Genomic DNA, 17136 nt, shown 5'->3' on the forward strand with positions numbered 1-17136 from the left:
TCTACGGGGCCAATAAGCTGAGGCCCCTGCGAGCAGACAAAAACAATAAGAGGACTCAACATGAAACTCGACAACAAGATTGTGCTGGTGACCGGGGTCTCGTCGGGTATTGGCGCTGCCACGGCGAGCCTTCTGCGCGCCCATGGCGCCCAGGTGATTGGCGTGGACCTCAAGGCCCCGCACATGACCCTCGACGGTTTTGTGCTGGGCGATTTGAGCAGCGCCGAGAACATCGAACGGCTGCTGCCGCAGCTACCCGCACGGTTTGACAGCCTATGCAATATTGCTGGAGTGCCGGGCACCGCCAATCCGCAACTGCTGGCGCGGGTCAATTACCTTGGGTTGCGCCACTTGAGCCATGCATTGCTGCCACGGATCAACGCTGGCGGCAGCATCGTCAACGTCACCTCGATCCTTGGCGCCGAGTGGCCGTTACGTCTTGAGCAGCACAAGGCGCTGGCGCGCACCGACGGTTTCGCCGCCGGCCAAACCTGGTTGGCCGAGCATTCGGTGCCGGACTCGACCTGCTACCAGTACTTCAAGGAAGCCTTGATCGTCTGGAACTTCCTGCAGGCCCAACCCTGGTTCCTGGAACATTCGGTGCGCATGAACAGTGTCGCGCCAGGTCCGGTGTTCACACCCATCCTCGACGACTTCGTGAGCATGCTCGGGGAGGCGCGGACCCAGGCCGATGCCCATCGCATGAAGCGTCCGGCGTATGCCGATGAGGTGGCGGCGGTGATCGCTTTCCTGTGTGCCGACGAGTCGCGCTGGATCAACGGCGTCAACTTGCCGGTCGATGGTGGGTTGGCCTCCACCTACATCTGAAATGAGCCCCAGCGCGAGCTGCTACCTGAGCGTGTTGGCAGCAACGCCATGCCAAAAAATAACAATAATGAGAGCGCCCCATGGATAACCTCAAAGATTGCTTTCGTTTCAAGCACTGCGCCCTGTTCCTGGCGTTATGCAGCACCGGTGTGATGGTCGAAAGGACCGAGGCCATGCAAATGGACCTGGGTGATTCGGACTGGAAACTGCGCTGGGACAACACCATCAAGTACAGCCAGGCGTGGCGCCTGCAAGGGCAGGACAGCCGCTTGGTCAACGCGCCAACCGCCAACGGGTTGTACCCGTCGATCCAGAGCCAGGGCGACAAGAATTTCAGCAGCGGCCTGGTCTCCAACCGCCTGGACCTGTTTTCCGAAATGGACCTCAGCCGGCAGAATTACGGACTGCGGGTGAGCGGTGCAGCGTGGTATGACGATATCTACAACCAGGACACTGACAGCAGCGAACAAACCCATTTCCTCAGTGAAACCCGCAAGCTTCACGGCCGTGACGCGGAGATTCTCGACGCCTTCGTGTTCGTGCGCGGTGATCTCGGTGAAGACTCCCAGGGCGTGGCGCGGTTGGGTCGACACAGCCTGATCTACGGGGAAAGCCTGTTCTACGGCGGCAACGGCATTGCCAATGCCCAAGGCCCGACCGACGTGGTCAAGTTGCTTAGCGTACCGGGGACTCAGTTCAAGGAGATCCTGCGTCCGGTCAATCAGATCTCCGGCCAGTTGCAGATCAACCCGCAGCTTTCGGTGGGCGCTTATTATCAGTTCGAGTGGGAACGTTCCAACCTGCCCGGCGCCGGCAGCTACCTGAGCGATGCCGATGCCATCGGTTACGGCAGCGGTCCACTGCGCCAGGTGTTTGGCAACGACACGGTGAATGGCGGGGACCTGAAGCCGCGCAATTCGGGGCAGGGCGGCATGCAGATCCGCTTCAAGCCGACCGGCACCGAACTGGAGTTGGGTTTCTACGCGGCCCAATATCACGACAAAGCGCCGATCGGGTTGTACGCGTATCTGGACGGCGCGGCGGCTGCTGCCACGGGGTTGCCGATCCTGGGTTCCTATCGTCAGGTCTACGCCGAAGACATCAAGACCGCTGGCGTCAGCTTCTCCACCGCCTACGGTCCGTTCAACTTTGCCGGTGAAACGTCGGTGCGCTGGAACGCGCCGCTGGTGAGCAACCTGCAGGTGGTGACGCCGGGCATACAGGCCGATGGCGGCGACGACGCGTTGTTTGCCCGGGGCAAGACGGCCCACGCCAACTTGTCGGCGATTTACCTGTTATCGCCAACTGCTTTCTGGGATGGCGGATCGGCCCTTGCCGAACTGGCCTGGAACCGCACCCTGAGCGTGACCGAGAACGCCGCGGCGCTGGACTCTAACACCACTCGCGACGCCACGGCGCTGCGGGTATTGATGGAGCCGGCGTACTTCCAGATCGTCGACGGCGTCGACCTGACCGTGCCGATCGGCATGGGCATCGTGCTGGACGGGCGTTCATCGGCGGTCAACAAATCCGGCTTCGGCAATACCCATTCCGGCGATTGGAGCGTCGGGCTCAAAGCCACCTACCTGCAGCGCTGGGACGTCGGCCTCAATTACGTGAACTTCTTCGGCGCCCCGAAAGCCGGGCTGCGCGAGGACGGCAATTTCAGTTACGGACAGTCGTTGGCCGACCGCGACTTCGTCTCGCTCTACGTGAAAACCTCATTCTAATAAGGTGGATTCGCCATGCAGAACCCAGCATTCCTCAACACCTGCGTCCTGACCCTCGCCCTGGCCGGCATGGGCCTGGCGCAGGCCGCCGTGTCGCCTGAACAGGCCGCACGCCTGAAAACCGATCTCACACCCCTGGGCGGCGAGCGCGCCGCCAATGCCGATGGCAGTATCCCGGCGTGGCAGGGCGGTTACACCCAGGTCGCGCCCGGCTATAAACCCGGTGACAAGCGCCCCGATCCATTCGCCGGCGAGAAGCCGCTGTATTCGATCAAGGCTTCGAACATGCAGCAGTACGCCGGCGCACTGGCCGAAGGGACGCAGCTGCTGCTGAAGAAATACCCGGACTATCGCCTGGACGTGTACCCGACCCATCGCTCTGCCGCCGCCCCGCAATGGGTCTATGACAACACCAGCAAGAATGCCAGCCGCGCCACGCTGGACGTCGACAGCGAAAAGGTCGCCAACGCTTATGGTGGCATCCCGTTCCCGATTCCGGAAAACGGTGCGCAAGTGCTGTGGAACTATCGGTTGTCCTGGCAGGGCGGCGACACCATCAGCTCGCCTTTCGACACCTGGCTGATGACCGCCGGTGGCAAGAAAGTCCAAGCGACCCGGGCCCTGTACACCTATCAATTTCCGTACTACGTCGAAGGCGGCAGCCTGGAAAACTATTCCGGCAAGTACCTGCTGGGCAAGCTGTTCACTGAGTTGCCGTCGTCCAAGGCCGGTGAAGGACTGATGACCCACTGGGACCTGGACCCGGCCAACCGTGCCGCCTGGCAGTATCTGGTCGGCCAGCGCCGGGTTCGCCGGGCGCCGAACATTGCCTATGACACGCCGGACTTCGTGACCTCCGGCGTCGGCCTGTTCGACGAAGCGTTCATGCTGTTCGGGCCTACCGACCGCTATGACCTGAAGCTGACCGGCAAAAAAGAGCTGATGGTCCCCTACAACAACAATCGCGCTGCGTTGGCCAAGAGCGACGACCTGGTCAAGGTGAACTTCCTCAATCCTGATCTGGTTCGTTGGGAAAAACATCGGGTCTGGGTGGTCGAGGCCACGCTCAAAGCTGGCAAGCGCCATGTGGTGCCGCGTCGGACCTACTACGTCGACGAAGACTCCTGGCAGATCCTGATGGTCGACGGCTACGACGCCCAAGGCAAACTCGGCCGGCAAATGTATTCGCTGACACTCTTGGCGCCGGACTTGCGAGCCCTCACCGCGCAGGTCATGTGGGGCAGCTACAACCTCGACACCGGTGCTTACTTCCTCAACTCATCGAGCAACGACCTGGCGGTCCAGTACCAGAAAGTCGCAAAACCTTCGGCGTCTTTTTTCACGCCGGATGCGATGGCCAACGAAAACATGCGCTGAACCTGTGGCGACCGTGGCGAGGTGAGGCTCGCTGCGGGCCCTTACGATTTTCCAGGCGGGATGAAGACATGAGAGCTGAAAGAATCTTTGTGAGTCGCGGTCCGCTTTGGGGGGCTTGCGCCTTGGCGTTGTGCCTTTGGGCAAACGTGTCCGTGGCCGCGCAGCCGACGACATTCGCAGTGCTGCAGCAGCCGGCACTGCCAACCACCAAGGCCCAGCGCGCGGTATTGCTTGGGCTGGCCCGGGCCGGCGAGCGCTTGGTGGCGGTCGGTGAGCGCGGGATCGTGCTGCTCTCCGATGATGCTGGCGTGACTTGGCGCCAGGCCAAGGTGCCGGTCAGCGTCAGCCTGACCGCGGTGCAATTCGTCGATGCCGAGCAGGGCTGGGCGGTCGGCCATCTTGGCGTGGTCCTGCATACCACCGACGGCGGCGAGACCTGGCAGAAGCAACTCGACGGTGAACGTGCCATCGCCCTTGCGGCGCAGGTCGCCGGGCGCGATGCCGGCAGGCCGGGCGGCGCCGCCAACGTGGCGCAGGCACAGCAGATGCTCGATGACGGACCGGACAAGCCGTTTCTCGACCTGTATTTCAGTGACCGCCTGAACGGCTACGTCGTAGGCGCCTACAACCAGATCTTCCGCACCGACGACGGCGGCCGAAGCTGGCTGCCGTGGATGCGGCACGTGGACAATCCGCAGGGCTTGAACTTTTATGGCATCCGCGCCGTGGGCAAGGACCTGTTGCTGGTGGGCGAGCGCGGCCTGCTGTTGCGTTCGACCGATGCCGGGCAGTCTTTCCAGGCGTTGAAGTCACCTTACGAGGGCAGCTTTTTTGGCCTGCTCGGCACCCGCGATGGGGGCTTGGTTGCCTACGGTCTACGGGGCAATGCCTGGTGGTCCGACGACCGTGGCGACAGTTGGCGACGCCTGGAAACCACTATCGAATCGACGCTGTCGACGGCGCTTGAACTGCGCGACGGCAGCCTGCTGTTGGCCAGCCAGAGCGGAGAGCTTTTATTCAGTCAAGACCAGGGTCGCAGCTTTGACAGGCGACAAAGCCGCAGCGGCGCGACGGTCGCTGCCGTGCAACAGGCGGTCGACGGCAGCCTGGCGAGTGTCGGTTTGAGCGGCGTGGCCGCTGACCAGGATCCGCGGGCCTCCGGTAAACCTTGAAACTTCACGGTGTAGCGCTATCGGGCCACGGCTCGTGCAACAGGAGTCAAACTTGAAAGACGACAGAATCCAAACCGTGATCGGCCGCCAGGAAGACTTCGACCGGGCGTCGGGCAACTTCGCCGAACGGGCGATCTTCAACCATCGACCGCTGGTGGTCCTGCTGTGCCTGCTGGTGACGCTGGTGCTCGGCTGGCAAGCCACGCGCATCGGCATCAATGCCAGCTACGAGAAGACCATTCCCACCGGGCATCCCTACGTCGCCAATTTTCTCGAGAACCGCAGTGAGTTGAGCGGCCTGGGCAACTCGCTGCGCGTCGCCGTGGAGGTCAAGCACGGGAGCATTTTCACTAAGGATTATCTCGGCACCCTGGCCAAGCTCAACGATGAGCTTTACCTACTGCCGGGGGTCGATCGACCCTACATGAAGTCGTTGTGGACCCCGACTACGCGCTGGACCGCCGTGACTGAGGAAGGGCTCGATGGCGGCACCGTCATTCCTGACGACTACGATGGCTCGGCCACCAGCGTCGAACAAGTGCGGACCAATGTGGCCCGTTCCGGTGAAGTCGGTCAGTTGGTGGCCGGCAATTTCAAGTCCAGCGTGATCTTCGTTCCTTTGTTGGAAATCAATCCGCAGACGGGCAAGGCGCTGGACTATGGCGATTTCTCCCGGCAGTTGGAGGCGTTGCGGGACAAGTACCAGACCGACGACCTGCGGATTCACATCACCGGTTTCACCAAGATCGTCGGCGACCTGATCGAGGGGATGACCCAGGTCCTGCTGTTCTTCGTGGTAGCGGTACTGGTGACGGTCCTGGTGCTGTTTGGCTACACCCGTTGCGTGCGCAGCACCCTGGTGGTGGTAACGTGCTCACTGGCTGCGGTGCTCTGGCAACTGGGGCTGCTCGCCGTCCTCGGTTACGAGCTCGACCCGTACTCGGCCTTGGTGCCGTTCCTGGTGTTCGCCATCGGCATGAGCCACGGCGCGCAGAAGATGAACGGCATCATGCAGGACATCGGCCGCGGCACTCACCGGGTGGTCGCCGCACGCTATACCTTCCGCCGGCTGTTCGCCGCTGGCATCACCGCGTTGCTTTGCGATGCGGTGGGCTTCGCCGTGTTGCTGCTGATCAATATCCGAGTGATCCAGGACCTGGCAATCACCGCGAGCCTGGGTGTCGCGGTGCTGATTTTCACCAACTTGATCCTGCTGCCAATCCTGCTCAGCTACATCGGCGTCAGCCCGGCAGCGGCGCAACGCAGCCTGAGTGCGGAAACCAGCGAGCAACAGGCGCAGATCAAGCATCCGCTGTGGCGTGCCCTCGACCTGTTTACCCAACGGCGCTGGGCCATTGGCGCCATGCTGGTTGGCTTAGTGTTGGCCGCGTTCGGTTTTGCCGTCAGCCTTCATCTGAAAATCGGCGACCTGGACCCCGGCGCTCCGGAGCTGCGTGCCGACTCGCGCTACAACCGCGATGCGCTGTTCATGACCCAGAACTATGCGGCCAGCTCGGATATTTTCGTGGTCATGATCAAGACCCCGGAGGATCAATGCACCCGTTACGCCAGCCTGTCCGCGGTGGATGCCCTGGCCTGGCAGCTGGAGCAATTGCCCGGCGTGGAATCGACCACGTCGATGGCGGCGCTGAGCAAAATCGCCACGGCCGGTTACAACGAAGGCAACTTCAAATGGTACGAACTGATCCCCAACGACGGCGCGCTGGGCGCCGTGCAAACCCGTGCACCACGAGAACTGTTCAACCAGGGCTGCTCGATGCTGTCGCTGTACGTGTACCTGGCGGATCACAAGGCTGACACCTTGAACCGCGTGGTGGAGGCCAGTGAGCAGTTCATCGCTGGGCACTCGTTGCCAGAGGTCAAGTTCATGCTGGCGGCCGGCAGCGCGGGGATCGAAGCAGCGACGAACATCGTGGTGAAAAAATCCATGCGCGAGATGCTGTTCTGGGTCTACGGTGCGGTCAGCCTGCTGTGTTTGCTGACGTTTCGTAGCTGGCGCGCCACCCTGTGCGCGATACTGCCGCTGATGCTTACTTCGATCCTGTGCGAGGCGCTGATGGTGGGGTTGGGCATGGGCGTGAAAGTCGCGACACTGCCGGTCATTGCATTGGGCGTGGGGATCGGCGTGGATTATGCGCTCTATGTACTGAGTGTGATCCTGGCTCGGATGCGTGCCGGCGATACCTTGGCCCAGGCGTATTACCAGGCGCTTTTGTTCACTGGGAAAGTGGTGTTGCTGACGGGGATGACGTTGGCTGTGGCGGTGTCGACCTGGGCTTTTTCGCCGATCAAGTTTCAGGCTGATATGGGGATTTTGCTGGCCTTCATGTTTTTGGTGAACATGCTTGGGGCTCTGATTTTGCTGCCGGCATTGGCTTGGTGGTTGCTGCCGCAGAAGGTGTTTTTAAAAAAGCCTGCGTTGAGTCCACAGGAGCGGTGGGGGTATGACTCACCCACATGGGTTACAAATCAGTTCAAGCACATAGGTAACAGTTATTAACTGGCATGGTCGATTTCGCGAGGATCTGACCATGCCCTGGAAAGAGCTGAAACCTATGGACCTCAAAGTGATGTTCATCGCGGCGTATCTGTCTGAAAAGCACAGCTTTAGCCAGCTGTGTCAGGACTATCAGATCAGCCGAAAGACTGGCTATAAGTGGGTCGAACGCTATCAGCTAGAGGGGCCCAGTGGGCTCGATGAGCGTAGTCGGCGCCGGCACAACCAGACCTATGTGGTGCCGCTGATTGTAAGGCAAGCAATCATTGAGTTTCGCTCTGCTGGCGAAACGGTTCCGGGTCCTAAAAAGATTCAGAACGATCTGATGAAACGCTTTCCCGGGCAGGATCCGCCTTCGAAAACGACCATCTACAACATCCTTAAGGCAGCGGACCTGATCACGTCTCGACCGTTGCGCCAGCGTGTCGCTGTCTATCCCAAGCCTTTGCGTAAGGCAGAATCGCCTAATCAACTCTTCAGCGCAGATTACAAAGGCCAATTCCTCACCGGAGCGGGTGTCTGGTGTTATCCGCTGACGATCATGGACCATGCCAGTCGCTTCTTGCTTGCCTGCGAGAGCATGGCTAACACCAATCTCAAGGAGACCCAGCAAACCTTCGAGCGCGTCTTTCGGGAGTATGGGATGCCTGAGCGCATCCGAACCGATAATGGCGTGCCGTTTGCGAGCACGGGGCGTGCGGGGTTGTCGCAGTTATCGATCTGGTGGCTACGCCTTGGAATTATTCCTGAGCGAATTGAGCCCGGTCGACCAGATCAAAATGGACGTCATGAGCGTATGCACCGGACATTGAAGAGTACGTTTCCCAAACCGCCGGCCATTGCCTGGGAGGCTCAGCAAAAACACTTTGATCGATTTATGCAGCACTACAATCACGAGCGGGGACACGAGGCACTCGGCCAGAAAACCCCGGCGTCCTGCTATACCCCCTCAACCCGAGCTTACCCGGAGAAACTACCGGAAATGGGGTATGCGAGCCATGTTGAGTGTTACCTGGCCGATGGTAGCGGAATCATTAATCGAGATGGTCTGCGGATATATGTGGGGAACCTGCTCAGGCATCAAACCATTGGAATGGAGATGATCAAAGACGGGGTATGGAATGTTATCTTCGGTCCGGTGATCCTAGGTCACGTCAATGCCCGGGACGCAAAAAACGGCTATGTTTCAATCAAAGTGTCACCTATGTGAATGCACTTTTTTGTAACCCATGTGGTTGTTCCGTACAGTGGGTTAGGGGGTGATAGGGGACAGGGCATTTTTCGTGGGGGGTGAATATCCGTTACCGAAATAACGGATATTCACATGAGGTCAGGAGTTCTCCACAACAGGATTCGTAGCTCTTAACCGCGGCCCAGCCGAACGCCGAATCACGCCAAGAATAGCCAACGTCGCAACCACCAACCCAGGTGAAGTCGCGAGCAACACGGCGGTAGTACCACCCCCGGCCGCAAGGATCTGCCCTGCCGCCAAAGGCCCGGCTACCGAGCCCAGGCGTCCGATGGCCACTGCGGCACCGACACCTGTCGCGCGGACGACTGTCGGGTAGGAGGGCGGTGCCAAGGCGTAAAGGACCAGCTGCGCCGCCATGACGAACAACCCGGCGGCAAACCCGGCAATAGCCATCGGCACGATGCCGACTGACACCCCGACTCCGGCCAGGGCGCTCAGCAGGCCGGCGTAAACGAACAGCACCACCTTGCTGCCATTGCAACGGTCCAGCAACACGCCCCCCAGCAACGAGCCGAGGGCTCCGCCGATGTTGAACAACATCTGCACCAGGCCGGCCTGGGGTTTGCTGAAGCCCTGTTCCAACAGCAGGGACGGCAGCCAGTTGAGCAACATGTACATGACCGTCAGAGTGAAGAAATAGCTCAGCCAGAGGCCCAGGGTAGTGAGGCCTCGCCCTTCGCCGAACAGCGCCTGGCCAACAGAACCGCGGACTTCGCCGCCAGCGTCGCGGACCTGCTTGAACGCGCTGGACTCCGGTAGCCACAGCACCATCAACGGCACCACCAGCAAGGGCGCCAGGCCGCCGATGAAGAAGGTCATCTGCCAGTGCTCGCCGAACGTCATCGCAACCACTGCCGCCAGTGCGCCGCCCAGCGGAACGCCGGCGTACATCACGCTGATGGCCGTGCCGCGTCGTTGTTCGCCCACCGCCTCGGCGCACAAGGCGATGAGGTTGGGCAGGGCGGCTCCGAGGCCGAGGCCGGTCATGAAGCGCACTAACAGCAAAGTGGAATACTGTTCGACATAAGCGGTGCCAAGGGAGAACACACCGAACAGCAGGACGGCGGCGACGAGGATTTTCTTGCGTCCGATGCGATCGGCGATCCAGCCGCCGAAGAACGCACCCGGTAGCAGGCCGATGATGCCGGCGCTAAAGACCCAGCCCATCATCTTTGGGCCCAGGCTAAACGTCTGGCGCAATCCGGCAGCGGCGGTGCCGGCGGACTGAAGATCAAACCCTTCGATCAACGCGACGATGAAACACAAAGCGATGGTCAACGTCGCACGACGCGGCGGACGGTTCATGGCAAATCCTCTTATTGTTGTTGTCGGGGCTGCGGTATGACAGGAAACCGTCAGCGCAGGATTAGATTAACAAAGCTAACTAAAAAATGAATCGCACGAAACGAACAGGCAAAAACGCCTGTTTTCTATTTCAAATCAATAAATTGACGCAGGTGACGCGGCCTGCGGCAATTTTAGTTAATGATATTAACGTTCGATTATCGGTCACTCTGGATTGACGAACGACCCGCGCCGTTTCCATTCTCTGTCCGCACCGCCCCATCATCCGGGGCTGCCTCGATCGAAAACAACAACAAGAAGCGGACATCGAACATGCCAGAGCTCATAAGGGACGCCCACGCGGCGGGCTCAGTTTTCCCCGTCATTCATTGGTTGGCCGGCGCCGGGCTGGGCCTTTTTTGCAGCGTATCGCTGGCCGAAGGCTTCATCGACGATAGCCACGGCACGCTGACCCTGCGCAATTACTACATGGATCGCGACTACAAGGACGACGGCGCCAAGACTGCCGCGCGGGAATGGGCCCAGGGTGTCTTCATGAACGTGGAGTCGGGGTTCACTCCGGGGACGGTCGGGTTTGGCCTGGACGTGAGAGGATTGCTGGGGATCAAGCTCGACTCGTCACCGGATCGCAGCGGCACCGAACTGTTGCCCGTGTCCAGCAGCGACAAGCGCGCGGCGGATGAATATTCCCGCTTGGGCCTGACCGGCAAGCTGCGTTTCGGGCAAACGACCGTGAAGACCGGCGACGTGTCGATTTTCCTGCCGTTTGCCTTCGCCAGCCCGTCGCGTCTGCTGCCCCAGACGTTTCGTGGGACGACACTCAGCTCCAAGGACATCGACGGTTTGACGCTCAATACCGGCTACATCGATCGCATCGCCCGGCGCGATTCCACCGATTACCAGCCGATGACCATCGCCTCGCCCAATCGCCGTTTCAATGGCTCGGCAACCTCGTCTCACCTGGCTTACGTCGGCGGCGATTATCAGGTCAACAAAGACCTCAGCCTGCGCGCCTACCACGCCGAAGTGGCGGATTTATACCAGCAGAACACCCTCGCGTTGCTGCACAACCTGCCCCTCGGCGATGGCGTGCTGACCACTGACTTGCGCAGTTTCTTCAGCGACGAAGAGGGCGCCGCCAAGGCCGGCAAGGTGGATAACCGCAACGTCTCGGCCTTGGTCGGCTATCGCCTCGGCGGGCACCGAGTCAGCCTGGGTTACATGCACTCCAGCGGCGACACGGCGACGCCTTACGTGTCTGGCACCGAGTTGATGGGCTTGAGCGAAATGACCATGAGTTCGGACTTTCTCAATGCCAAGGAACGCACTTGGCAGGCGATCCATGACTATGACTTCGCCGCCGTTGGCGTGCCCGGGCTGCGGACCCGATTGCGTTATGTGCGCGGCGATAATATCGAGCTCGCCGCCCTCAATGCTGAGGATCGCAAGGAACGCGAATTCCAGATGGAACTGGGCTATGTGATCCAGAGTGGTCCGCTGAAAAATGTTGGCTTGCTGGCGCGCAAATCGATCTATCGCAACGACTTTCCGGGCACGGCGGCGTTTCGCGACGAGAACCAGACCCGTTTCCTGGTGACGTACAGCGTGCCGATCTGGTGACTTGGCGAAGACTTCCTGTGAAAGAGCTTTTGTGGCGAGGGAGCTTGCTCCCGCTGGACTGCGGAGCAGTCCCAAGCTATTGAACGCAGGGCAGCAGGCTGACCGAGTGGACTGCATTGGGGTCGCTGCGCAACCCAGCGGGAGCAAGCTCCCTCGCCACAGGGGGAGCGGTGTTCTTCTACTGGTAAACCTTCTTCAACAACCGCAGCAGCTCTTCCCGCTCGGTACCGTTGAGCGCAGCGGTGGAATCGAGGTCACTCTGGGCGGCGATCTGCTTGAGCTCCTTGAGCAGCGTTTCGCCGGTCTTGCTCAGGAAAATCCCGTAGGAGCGCTTGTCCGGCTTGCAGCGCACCCGCACGGCCAAGGCGCGGCTTTCGAGTTTATTCAACAGCGGCACCACTTGCGGCGGCTCGATGGCCAATGCCTTGGCCAGGTCCGCCTGCATCAAGCCCGGGTTCTGGTCGATGACCGCCAGGGCGGAGAACTGCGCGGGCCGCAGGTCGTGGACGGCGAGCCGGCCGATCAGGTTCTGGAACAATTTCAACTGGGCGCGGCGCAGGGCATAACCAATCAGGTCATCCAGCGCGGAGTCCATCGGCGCCTGCGTGTCGCTACCGTCGGCCAGGGCCTCGGAGGCGGGTTCGGCAAGCTTGGAAGACTTGGCCATCGAAAGGTGCATCCTCAAGGTCAGTGATTAACAAGGCTATCCAGTTTGCCGAGGTTGCCGCGCGGTGGCTACGGTCGTATGGATTTTTTCTGATTCGCGTGCTCACTCAAACGGTCGAAAAATCACAGGTAAATCGATTAATAGTTAATTGACATAACTAATATTCAAGGTTAGTTTTTGTCCATCTTCAGCCAAGAACAAGAGAGCACGCGCCATGAGCAATTACGAAGGACGCTGGACAACGGTCAAGGTCGAGATCGAGGAAGGCATTGCCTGGGTCATCCTCAATCGCCCGGAAAAACGCAATGCCATGAGCCCGACCCTCAACCGCGAGATGATCGATGTGCTGGAGACCTTGGAACAGGACCCGGCCGCTGGCGTACTGGTGCTGACTGGCGCGGGTGAAGCGTGGACCGCCGGCATGGACCTCAAGGAATATTTTCGCGAAGTGGACGCCGGGCCGGAAATCCTTCAGGAGAAGATCCGTCGCGAAGCCTCGCAATGGCAGTGGAAACTCCTGCGCATGTACGCCAAGCCTACCATCGCGATGGTCAACGGCTGGTGCTTCGGCGGCGGCTTCAGTCCGCTGGTGGCGTGCGACCTGGCGATCTGCGCCGACGAGGCGACGTTCGGCCTGTCGGAAATCAATTGGGGCATTCCGCCTGGAAACCTGGTCAGCAAGGCGATGGCCGACACCGTGGGGCATCGCCAGTCGTTGTACTACATCATGACCGGCAAGACTTTTGGTGGGCAGAAAGCCGCCGAAATGGGCCTGGTCAATGAAAGCGTGCCGTTGGCGCAGCTGCGCGAAGTCACCATTGAGCTGGCGCGCAACCTCCTGGAGAAAAACCCCGTGGTGCTGCGCGCGGCCAAGCATGGCTTCAAGCGCTGCCGCGAACTGACCTGGGAGCAAAACGAGGATTACCTCTACGCCAAGCTGGACCAGTCGCGTTTGCTCGACACCGAAGGTGGTCGCGAGCAGGGCATGAAACAGTTCCTCGACGACAAGAGCATCAAGCCCGGCCTGCAAGCCTATAAGCGATAGCGGCAGCTTCAAGCTTCAAGCAGAAGCAGTTCGAGTTGTGCTTGCGGCTTGCTGCTTGCAGCTTAAAACTCCGTCTCATAACAATCATAACGAGGAGTCATCTACATGCTGGACGTGCCCCTGTTGATCGGCGGCCAGTCGTGTCCCGCCCGTGATGGCCGGACCTTCGAGCGCTGCAACCCGGTGACCGGTGAAGTGGTGTCTCGCGTGGCCGCCGCCACGTTGGAAGACGCCGACGCCGCCGTGGCGGCTGCGCAAGCGGCGTTTCCCGCCTGGGCGGCGCTGGCGCCCAACGAACGTCGCACTCGCTTGCTCCGCGCGGCCGAGCAGTTGCAGGCCCGCAGCGGCGAATTCATTGCCGCCGCCGGCGAGACCGGTGCCATGGCCAATTGGTACGGCTTCAACGTGCACCTGGCGGCAAACATGCTGCGCGAAGCAGCCTCCATGACCACCCAGATCAATGGCGAAGTTATTCCTTCGGACGTGCCCGGCAGTTTCGCCATGGCCTTGCGTCAGCCCTGCGGCGTGGTGCTGGGCATCGCGCCATGGAACGCCCCGGTGATTCTCGCCACCCGCGCCATCGCCATGCCCTTGGCTTGCGGCAACACGGTGGTGCTCAAGGCTTCGGAAATCAGCCCGGCGGTGCATCGGCTGATCGGCCAGGTGCTGCAAGACGCAGGTTTGGGTGACGGTGTGGTCAATGTCATCTGCAACGCGCCGGCGGATGCGCCGGCCATCGTCGAGCGCCTGATCGCCAACCCGGCGGTGCGCCGGGTCAACTTCACCGGCTCGACCCATGTCGGGCGCATCGTTGGGGAACTGTCGGCGCGCCACCTCAAGCCGGCACTGCTGGAGCTGGGCGGCAAGGCGCCGTTGCTGGTGCTGGACGACGCCGATCTGGACGCAGCGGTGGACGCGGCCGCCTTCGGCGCCTACTTCAACCAAGGCCAGATCTGCATGTCCACCGAGCGGCTGATCGTCGACGCCCGCGTGGCCGATGCCTTTATCAGCCGACTGACCGCGAAGATCGCCACCTTGCGCGCCGGCGGCCCTTCGGCGAGCGATTCGGTGCTGGGTTCGCTGGTGGACGCCAGCGCGGGGCAGCGCATCAAGGGACTGATCGACGATGCCCTGGCGAAAGGCGCGAAGCTGCTGGCGGGCGGTCAGTTGGATGGCAGCATTTTGCAACCGACCTTGCTCGATGGCGTCACCGCCCAGATGCGCCTGTACCGCGAAGAGTCCTTCGGACCGGTGGCGGTGTTGCTGCGCGGCGAGGGTGATGAACAACTGCTGCGCCTGGCCAACGATTCCGAGTTCGGCTTGTCGGCGGCGATCTTTAGCCGCGACACCAGCCGCGCCCTGGCCCTGGCCCAGCGGATCGAGTCGGGCATCTGCCACATCAATGGCCCGACCGTGCACGACGAGGCGCAAATGCCTTTCGGCGGGGTCAAGTCCAGCGGTTATGGCAGCTTCGGCGGCAAGGCGTCCATCGAGCATTTCACTCAGTTGCGCTGGGTGACGATGCAGAACGGCCCCCGACACTACCCGATCTGAAAGCCAGTGCAACACGGGCGGCAAGCGCTAAGCGCCGCCGCCCGCCGCAGGCCAGACATAACAACAATTCCAAGGCCGCAGCCACACGCTGCCACGCTCCGCTCGTTTTGCGCGACCCGAGCGTGCCTTGATGGAGGAGATGCACCGTGAGTTCCGAGTTCAGATCATCCTCCCGGCCCGAGCCTGTGCGTTATCGCCAGGTGTCGATTGGCCATCCAGCTGTTGAAGTGCGCGAAGAGCAGGGCATTGTGCACATGCGCTCCCTGGAACCGCTGGCTCCGTTGCCGGCGCGTTTGCTCGATCGCCTGGTGCACTGGGCGCAGGTACGGCCAGACCAGACGTTCATTGCCGCCCGCGAAGACAAGGGTGAGTGGCGTCACGTCAGCTATGCACAAATGCTCGACAGCGTGCGAGCCATCGCCCAAGGCCTGCTGGCGTACGGGTTGTCGGCGGAAAAACCCTTGGCGTTGCTGTCGGGCAACGACATCGAGCACCTGCAGATGGCGTTGGGGGCCATGTACGCCGGTATTCCTTACTGCCCGGTGTCGCCGGCCTACTCGCTGTTGTCCCAGGATTTCGCCAAGCTGCGGCATGTCTGCGACGTGCTGCAACCGGGGCTGGTGTTCGTCAGCGACGCGGCGCCGTTTGAGCGGGCGGTCAATGCCGTGTTGCCGAGGGACATCCCATTGATCACGGTACGCGGCGAGATGGCGGGGCGCGGGCGGACAAGCTTCGCCAGCCTGCTGGCAGCGCCGGGCGGCATCGAAGCCGAGCGTGCCTTCGCCGCCACCGGCCCGGACAGTATCGCCAAGTTCCTGTTCACGTCTGGTTCCACCAAACTGCCCAAAGCGGTCATCACCACTCAGCGCATGCTTTGCGCCAACCAGCAGATGTTGTTGCAGACCTTCCCGGTATTCGGCGAAGAGCCGCCGGTGCTGGTGGACTGGCTGCCGTGGAATCACACGTTCGGCGGCAGCCATAACGTCGGTATCGTGCTGTACAACGGTGGCACGTTCTACCTCGACGATGGCAAACCCACCGTGCAGGGCTTCGCTGAAACCTTGCGCAACCTCAAGGAAATTTCCCCGACGGCCTACCTGACCGTGCCCAAGGGCTGGGAAGAGTTGGTCAGCGCCCTGGAACAGGATGCCGAGTTACGCGAGCGCTTCTTCAAGCGCATCAGCCTGTTTTTCTTCGCCGCGGCGGGCCTTTCGCAAAGCACCTGGGATCGACTCGACAAAGTGGCCGAACAGCATTGTGGCGAACGAATCCGCATGATGGCCGGGCTGGGGATGACCGAAGCATCGCCGTCCTGCACCTTCACCACCGGACCACTGTCGATGGCCGGCTACATCGGCTTGCCGGCGCCGGGTTGCGAAGTGCGGATGGTGCCGGTGGACGGCAAGTTCGAAGGACGCTTTCGCGGGCCGCACATCATGCCCGGCTACTGGCGAGCGCCAGAGCAGACCGCCGAAGTGTTCGATCAGGATGGCTTCTACTGCTCGGGTGATGCCATTAAACTCGCCGACCCCTCCAACCCACAGCTGGGGCTGATGTTCGATGGGCGGATTGCCGAGGATTTCAAATTGTCCTCCGGGGTGTTCGTCAGTGTCGGGCCGTTGCGCAACAGGGCGGTGCTGGAAGGCACGCCATATGTGCAAGACCTGGTGGTGACGGCACCGGATCGTCCGTGCCTGGGCGCATTGGTACTGCCACGCCTGCATGAATGCCGGCGCCTGTCGGGCCTTGGGCTGGACGCCAGTGACGCTGAAGTGCTGGCCAGCGCGCCGGTGCGCCAGTGGTTCGCCGATTGGCTGCGCCGCCTGAACCGCGAAGCCAACGGCAACGCCAGTCGCGTCGAATGGATCGCGCTGCTGGATGAACCCGCGTCCATCGACCGAGGGGAAATCACCGACAAGGGCTCAATCAATCAGCGGGCGGTGTTGCAATGGCGCGCGGCGAAGGTCGAGGCGCTGTACCGGGGCGAGGACCCGACGATCCTGCGCGCCGGACCGGTCGGCTGACACTGCCACCTTGTGGGCGCGAGTACGCTCGCTCCCACAATTGA

At 61.3% G+C, this 17136-nt stretch carries 12 protein-coding genes; 10 read left to right on the top strand and 2 right to left on the bottom strand.

Annotated features, from left to right (window positions below; all coding sequences use genetic code 11):
- Positions 1-60 precede the first annotated feature (60 nt).
- The 6 genes from J3P95_RS12535 to J3P95_RS12560 all read left to right on the top strand — a co-directional run bounded on the left by J3P95_RS12535 (position 61) and on the right by J3P95_RS12560 (position 8835).
- Positions 61-828 carry a coniferyl-alcohol dehydrogenase gene (locus J3P95_RS12535; RefSeq protein ID WP_434576948.1) on the top strand — a complete coding sequence of 256 codons (768 nt, stop codon included), beginning with the start codon at positions 61-63 and terminating at the stop codon, positions 826-828.
- Between the two features lie 80 nt (positions 829-908).
- A complete protein-coding gene (locus J3P95_RS12540) occupies positions 909-2558 on the top strand; it encodes a DUF1302 domain-containing protein (RefSeq protein ID WP_434576946.1) in 1650 nt (549 codons plus the stop codon).
- A gap of 15 nt (positions 2559-2573) precedes the next feature.
- Entirely contained in the window at positions 2574-3935 is a 1362-nt protein-coding gene (locus J3P95_RS12545) for a DUF1329 domain-containing protein (RefSeq protein ID WP_434576944.1), read from the top strand.
- Between the two features lie 68 nt (positions 3936-4003).
- Positions 4004-5107, top strand: a complete 1104-nt coding sequence (locus tag J3P95_RS12550; RefSeq protein ID WP_434576942.1) for a WD40/YVTN/BNR-like repeat-containing protein — start codon at positions 4004-4006, stop codon at positions 5105-5107.
- A 52-nt stretch (positions 5108-5159) separates the two neighbouring features.
- Positions 5160-7628, top strand: coding sequence for an efflux RND transporter permease subunit (locus J3P95_RS12555; RefSeq protein ID WP_434576940.1), 2469 nt, complete (start codon positions 5160-5162; stop codon positions 7626-7628).
- Positions 7629-7659: 31 nt separating this feature from the next.
- The gene (locus tag J3P95_RS12560; RefSeq protein WP_434576938.1) at positions 7660-8835 is read left to right on the top strand and encodes an integrase core domain-containing protein; all 1176 of its coding nucleotides are present in this window, start codon (positions 7660-7662) and stop codon (positions 8833-8835) included.
- A 120-nt stretch (positions 8836-8955) separates the two neighbouring features.
- Here J3P95_RS12560 and mhpT read toward each other — a convergent pair whose 3' ends face one another.
- Positions 8956-10182 (bottom strand): 3-(3-hydroxy-phenyl)propionate transporter MhpT, encoded by a 1227-nt coding sequence (gene mhpT / locus J3P95_RS12565; protein ID WP_434576936.1) that lies wholly within the window; start codon positions 10180-10182, stop codon positions 8956-8958.
- 312 nt (positions 10183-10494) lie between these two features.
- Here mhpT and J3P95_RS12570 point away from each other — a divergent pair, with 312 nt between their 5' ends.
- Positions 10495-11802 (top strand): OprD family porin, encoded by a 1308-nt coding sequence (locus J3P95_RS12570; protein ID WP_434576934.1) that lies wholly within the window; start codon positions 10495-10497, stop codon positions 11800-11802.
- Positions 11803-11980: 178 nt separating this feature from the next.
- On the opposite strand, the gene J3P95_RS12575 is transcribed toward J3P95_RS12570, so the two are convergent.
- Complete coding sequence (locus tag J3P95_RS12575) at positions 11981-12469, bottom strand: MarR family winged helix-turn-helix transcriptional regulator (RefSeq protein WP_434563544.1); 489 nt, start codon at positions 12467-12469, stop codon at positions 11981-11983.
- A gap of 214 nt (positions 12470-12683) precedes the next feature.
- Here J3P95_RS12575 and J3P95_RS12580 point away from each other — a divergent pair, with 214 nt between their 5' ends.
- The 3 genes from J3P95_RS12580 to J3P95_RS12590 all read left to right on the top strand — a co-directional run bounded on the left by J3P95_RS12580 (position 12684) and on the right by J3P95_RS12590 (position 17092).
- On the top strand, positions 12684-13514 hold the full coding sequence (locus J3P95_RS12580) for a p-hydroxycinnamoyl CoA hydratase/lyase (RefSeq protein ID WP_010567568.1): 831 nt from the start codon (positions 12684-12686) through the stop codon (positions 13512-13514).
- A gap of 105 nt (positions 13515-13619) precedes the next feature.
- A complete protein-coding gene (locus J3P95_RS12585; RefSeq protein WP_434576930.1) occupies positions 13620-15068 on the top strand; it encodes an aldehyde dehydrogenase in 1449 nt (482 codons plus the stop codon).
- Between the two features lie 146 nt (positions 15069-15214).
- Positions 15215-17092, top strand: a complete 1878-nt coding sequence (locus J3P95_RS12590) for a feruloyl-CoA synthase (protein ID WP_434576928.1) — start codon at positions 15215-15217, stop codon at positions 17090-17092.
- Positions 17093-17136 lie beyond the last annotated feature (44 nt).

It is taken from the genome of Pseudomonas sp. Z5-35, from assembly GCF_051131945.1.
Lineage (GTDB): Bacteria > Pseudomonadota > Gammaproteobacteria > Pseudomonadales > Pseudomonadaceae > Aquipseudomonas > Aquipseudomonas marvdashtae.

Bases quoted from the DNA above. Each gene is read 5' to 3' on its own strand.
- J3P95_RS12575 (WP_434563544.1), bottom strand. From the start codon at position 12,469: ATGGCCAAGTCTTCCAAGCTTGCCGAACCCGCCTCCGAGGCCCTGGCC.
- J3P95_RS12540 (WP_434576946.1), top strand. From the start codon at position 909: ATGGATAACCTCAAAGATTGCTTTCGTTTCAAGCACTGCGCCCTGTTC.
- J3P95_RS12560 (WP_434576938.1), top strand. From the start codon at position 7,660: ATGCCCTGGAAAGAGCTGAAACCTATGGACCTCAAAGTGATGTTCATC.
- J3P95_RS12545 (WP_434576944.1), top strand. From the start codon at position 2,574: ATGCAGAACCCAGCATTCCTCAACACCTGCGTCCTGACCCTCGCCCTG.
- J3P95_RS12570 (WP_434576934.1), top strand. From the start codon at position 10,495: ATGCCAGAGCTCATAAGGGACGCCCACGCGGCGGGCTCAGTTTTCCCC.
- J3P95_RS12580 (WP_010567568.1), top strand. From the start codon at position 12,684: ATGAGCAATTACGAAGGACGCTGGACAACGGTCAAGGTCGAGATCGAG.
- mhpT (WP_434576936.1), bottom strand. From the start codon at position 10,182: ATGAACCGTCCGCCGCGTCGTGCGACGTTGACCATCGCTTTGTGTTTC.
- J3P95_RS12550 (WP_434576942.1), top strand. From the start codon at position 4,004: ATGAGAGCTGAAAGAATCTTTGTGAGTCGCGGTCCGCTTTGGGGGGCT.
- J3P95_RS12585 (WP_434576930.1), top strand. From the start codon at position 13,620: ATGCTGGACGTGCCCCTGTTGATCGGCGGCCAGTCGTGTCCCGCCCGT.
- J3P95_RS12535 (WP_434576948.1), top strand. From the start codon at position 61: ATGAAACTCGACAACAAGATTGTGCTGGTGACCGGGGTCTCGTCGGGT.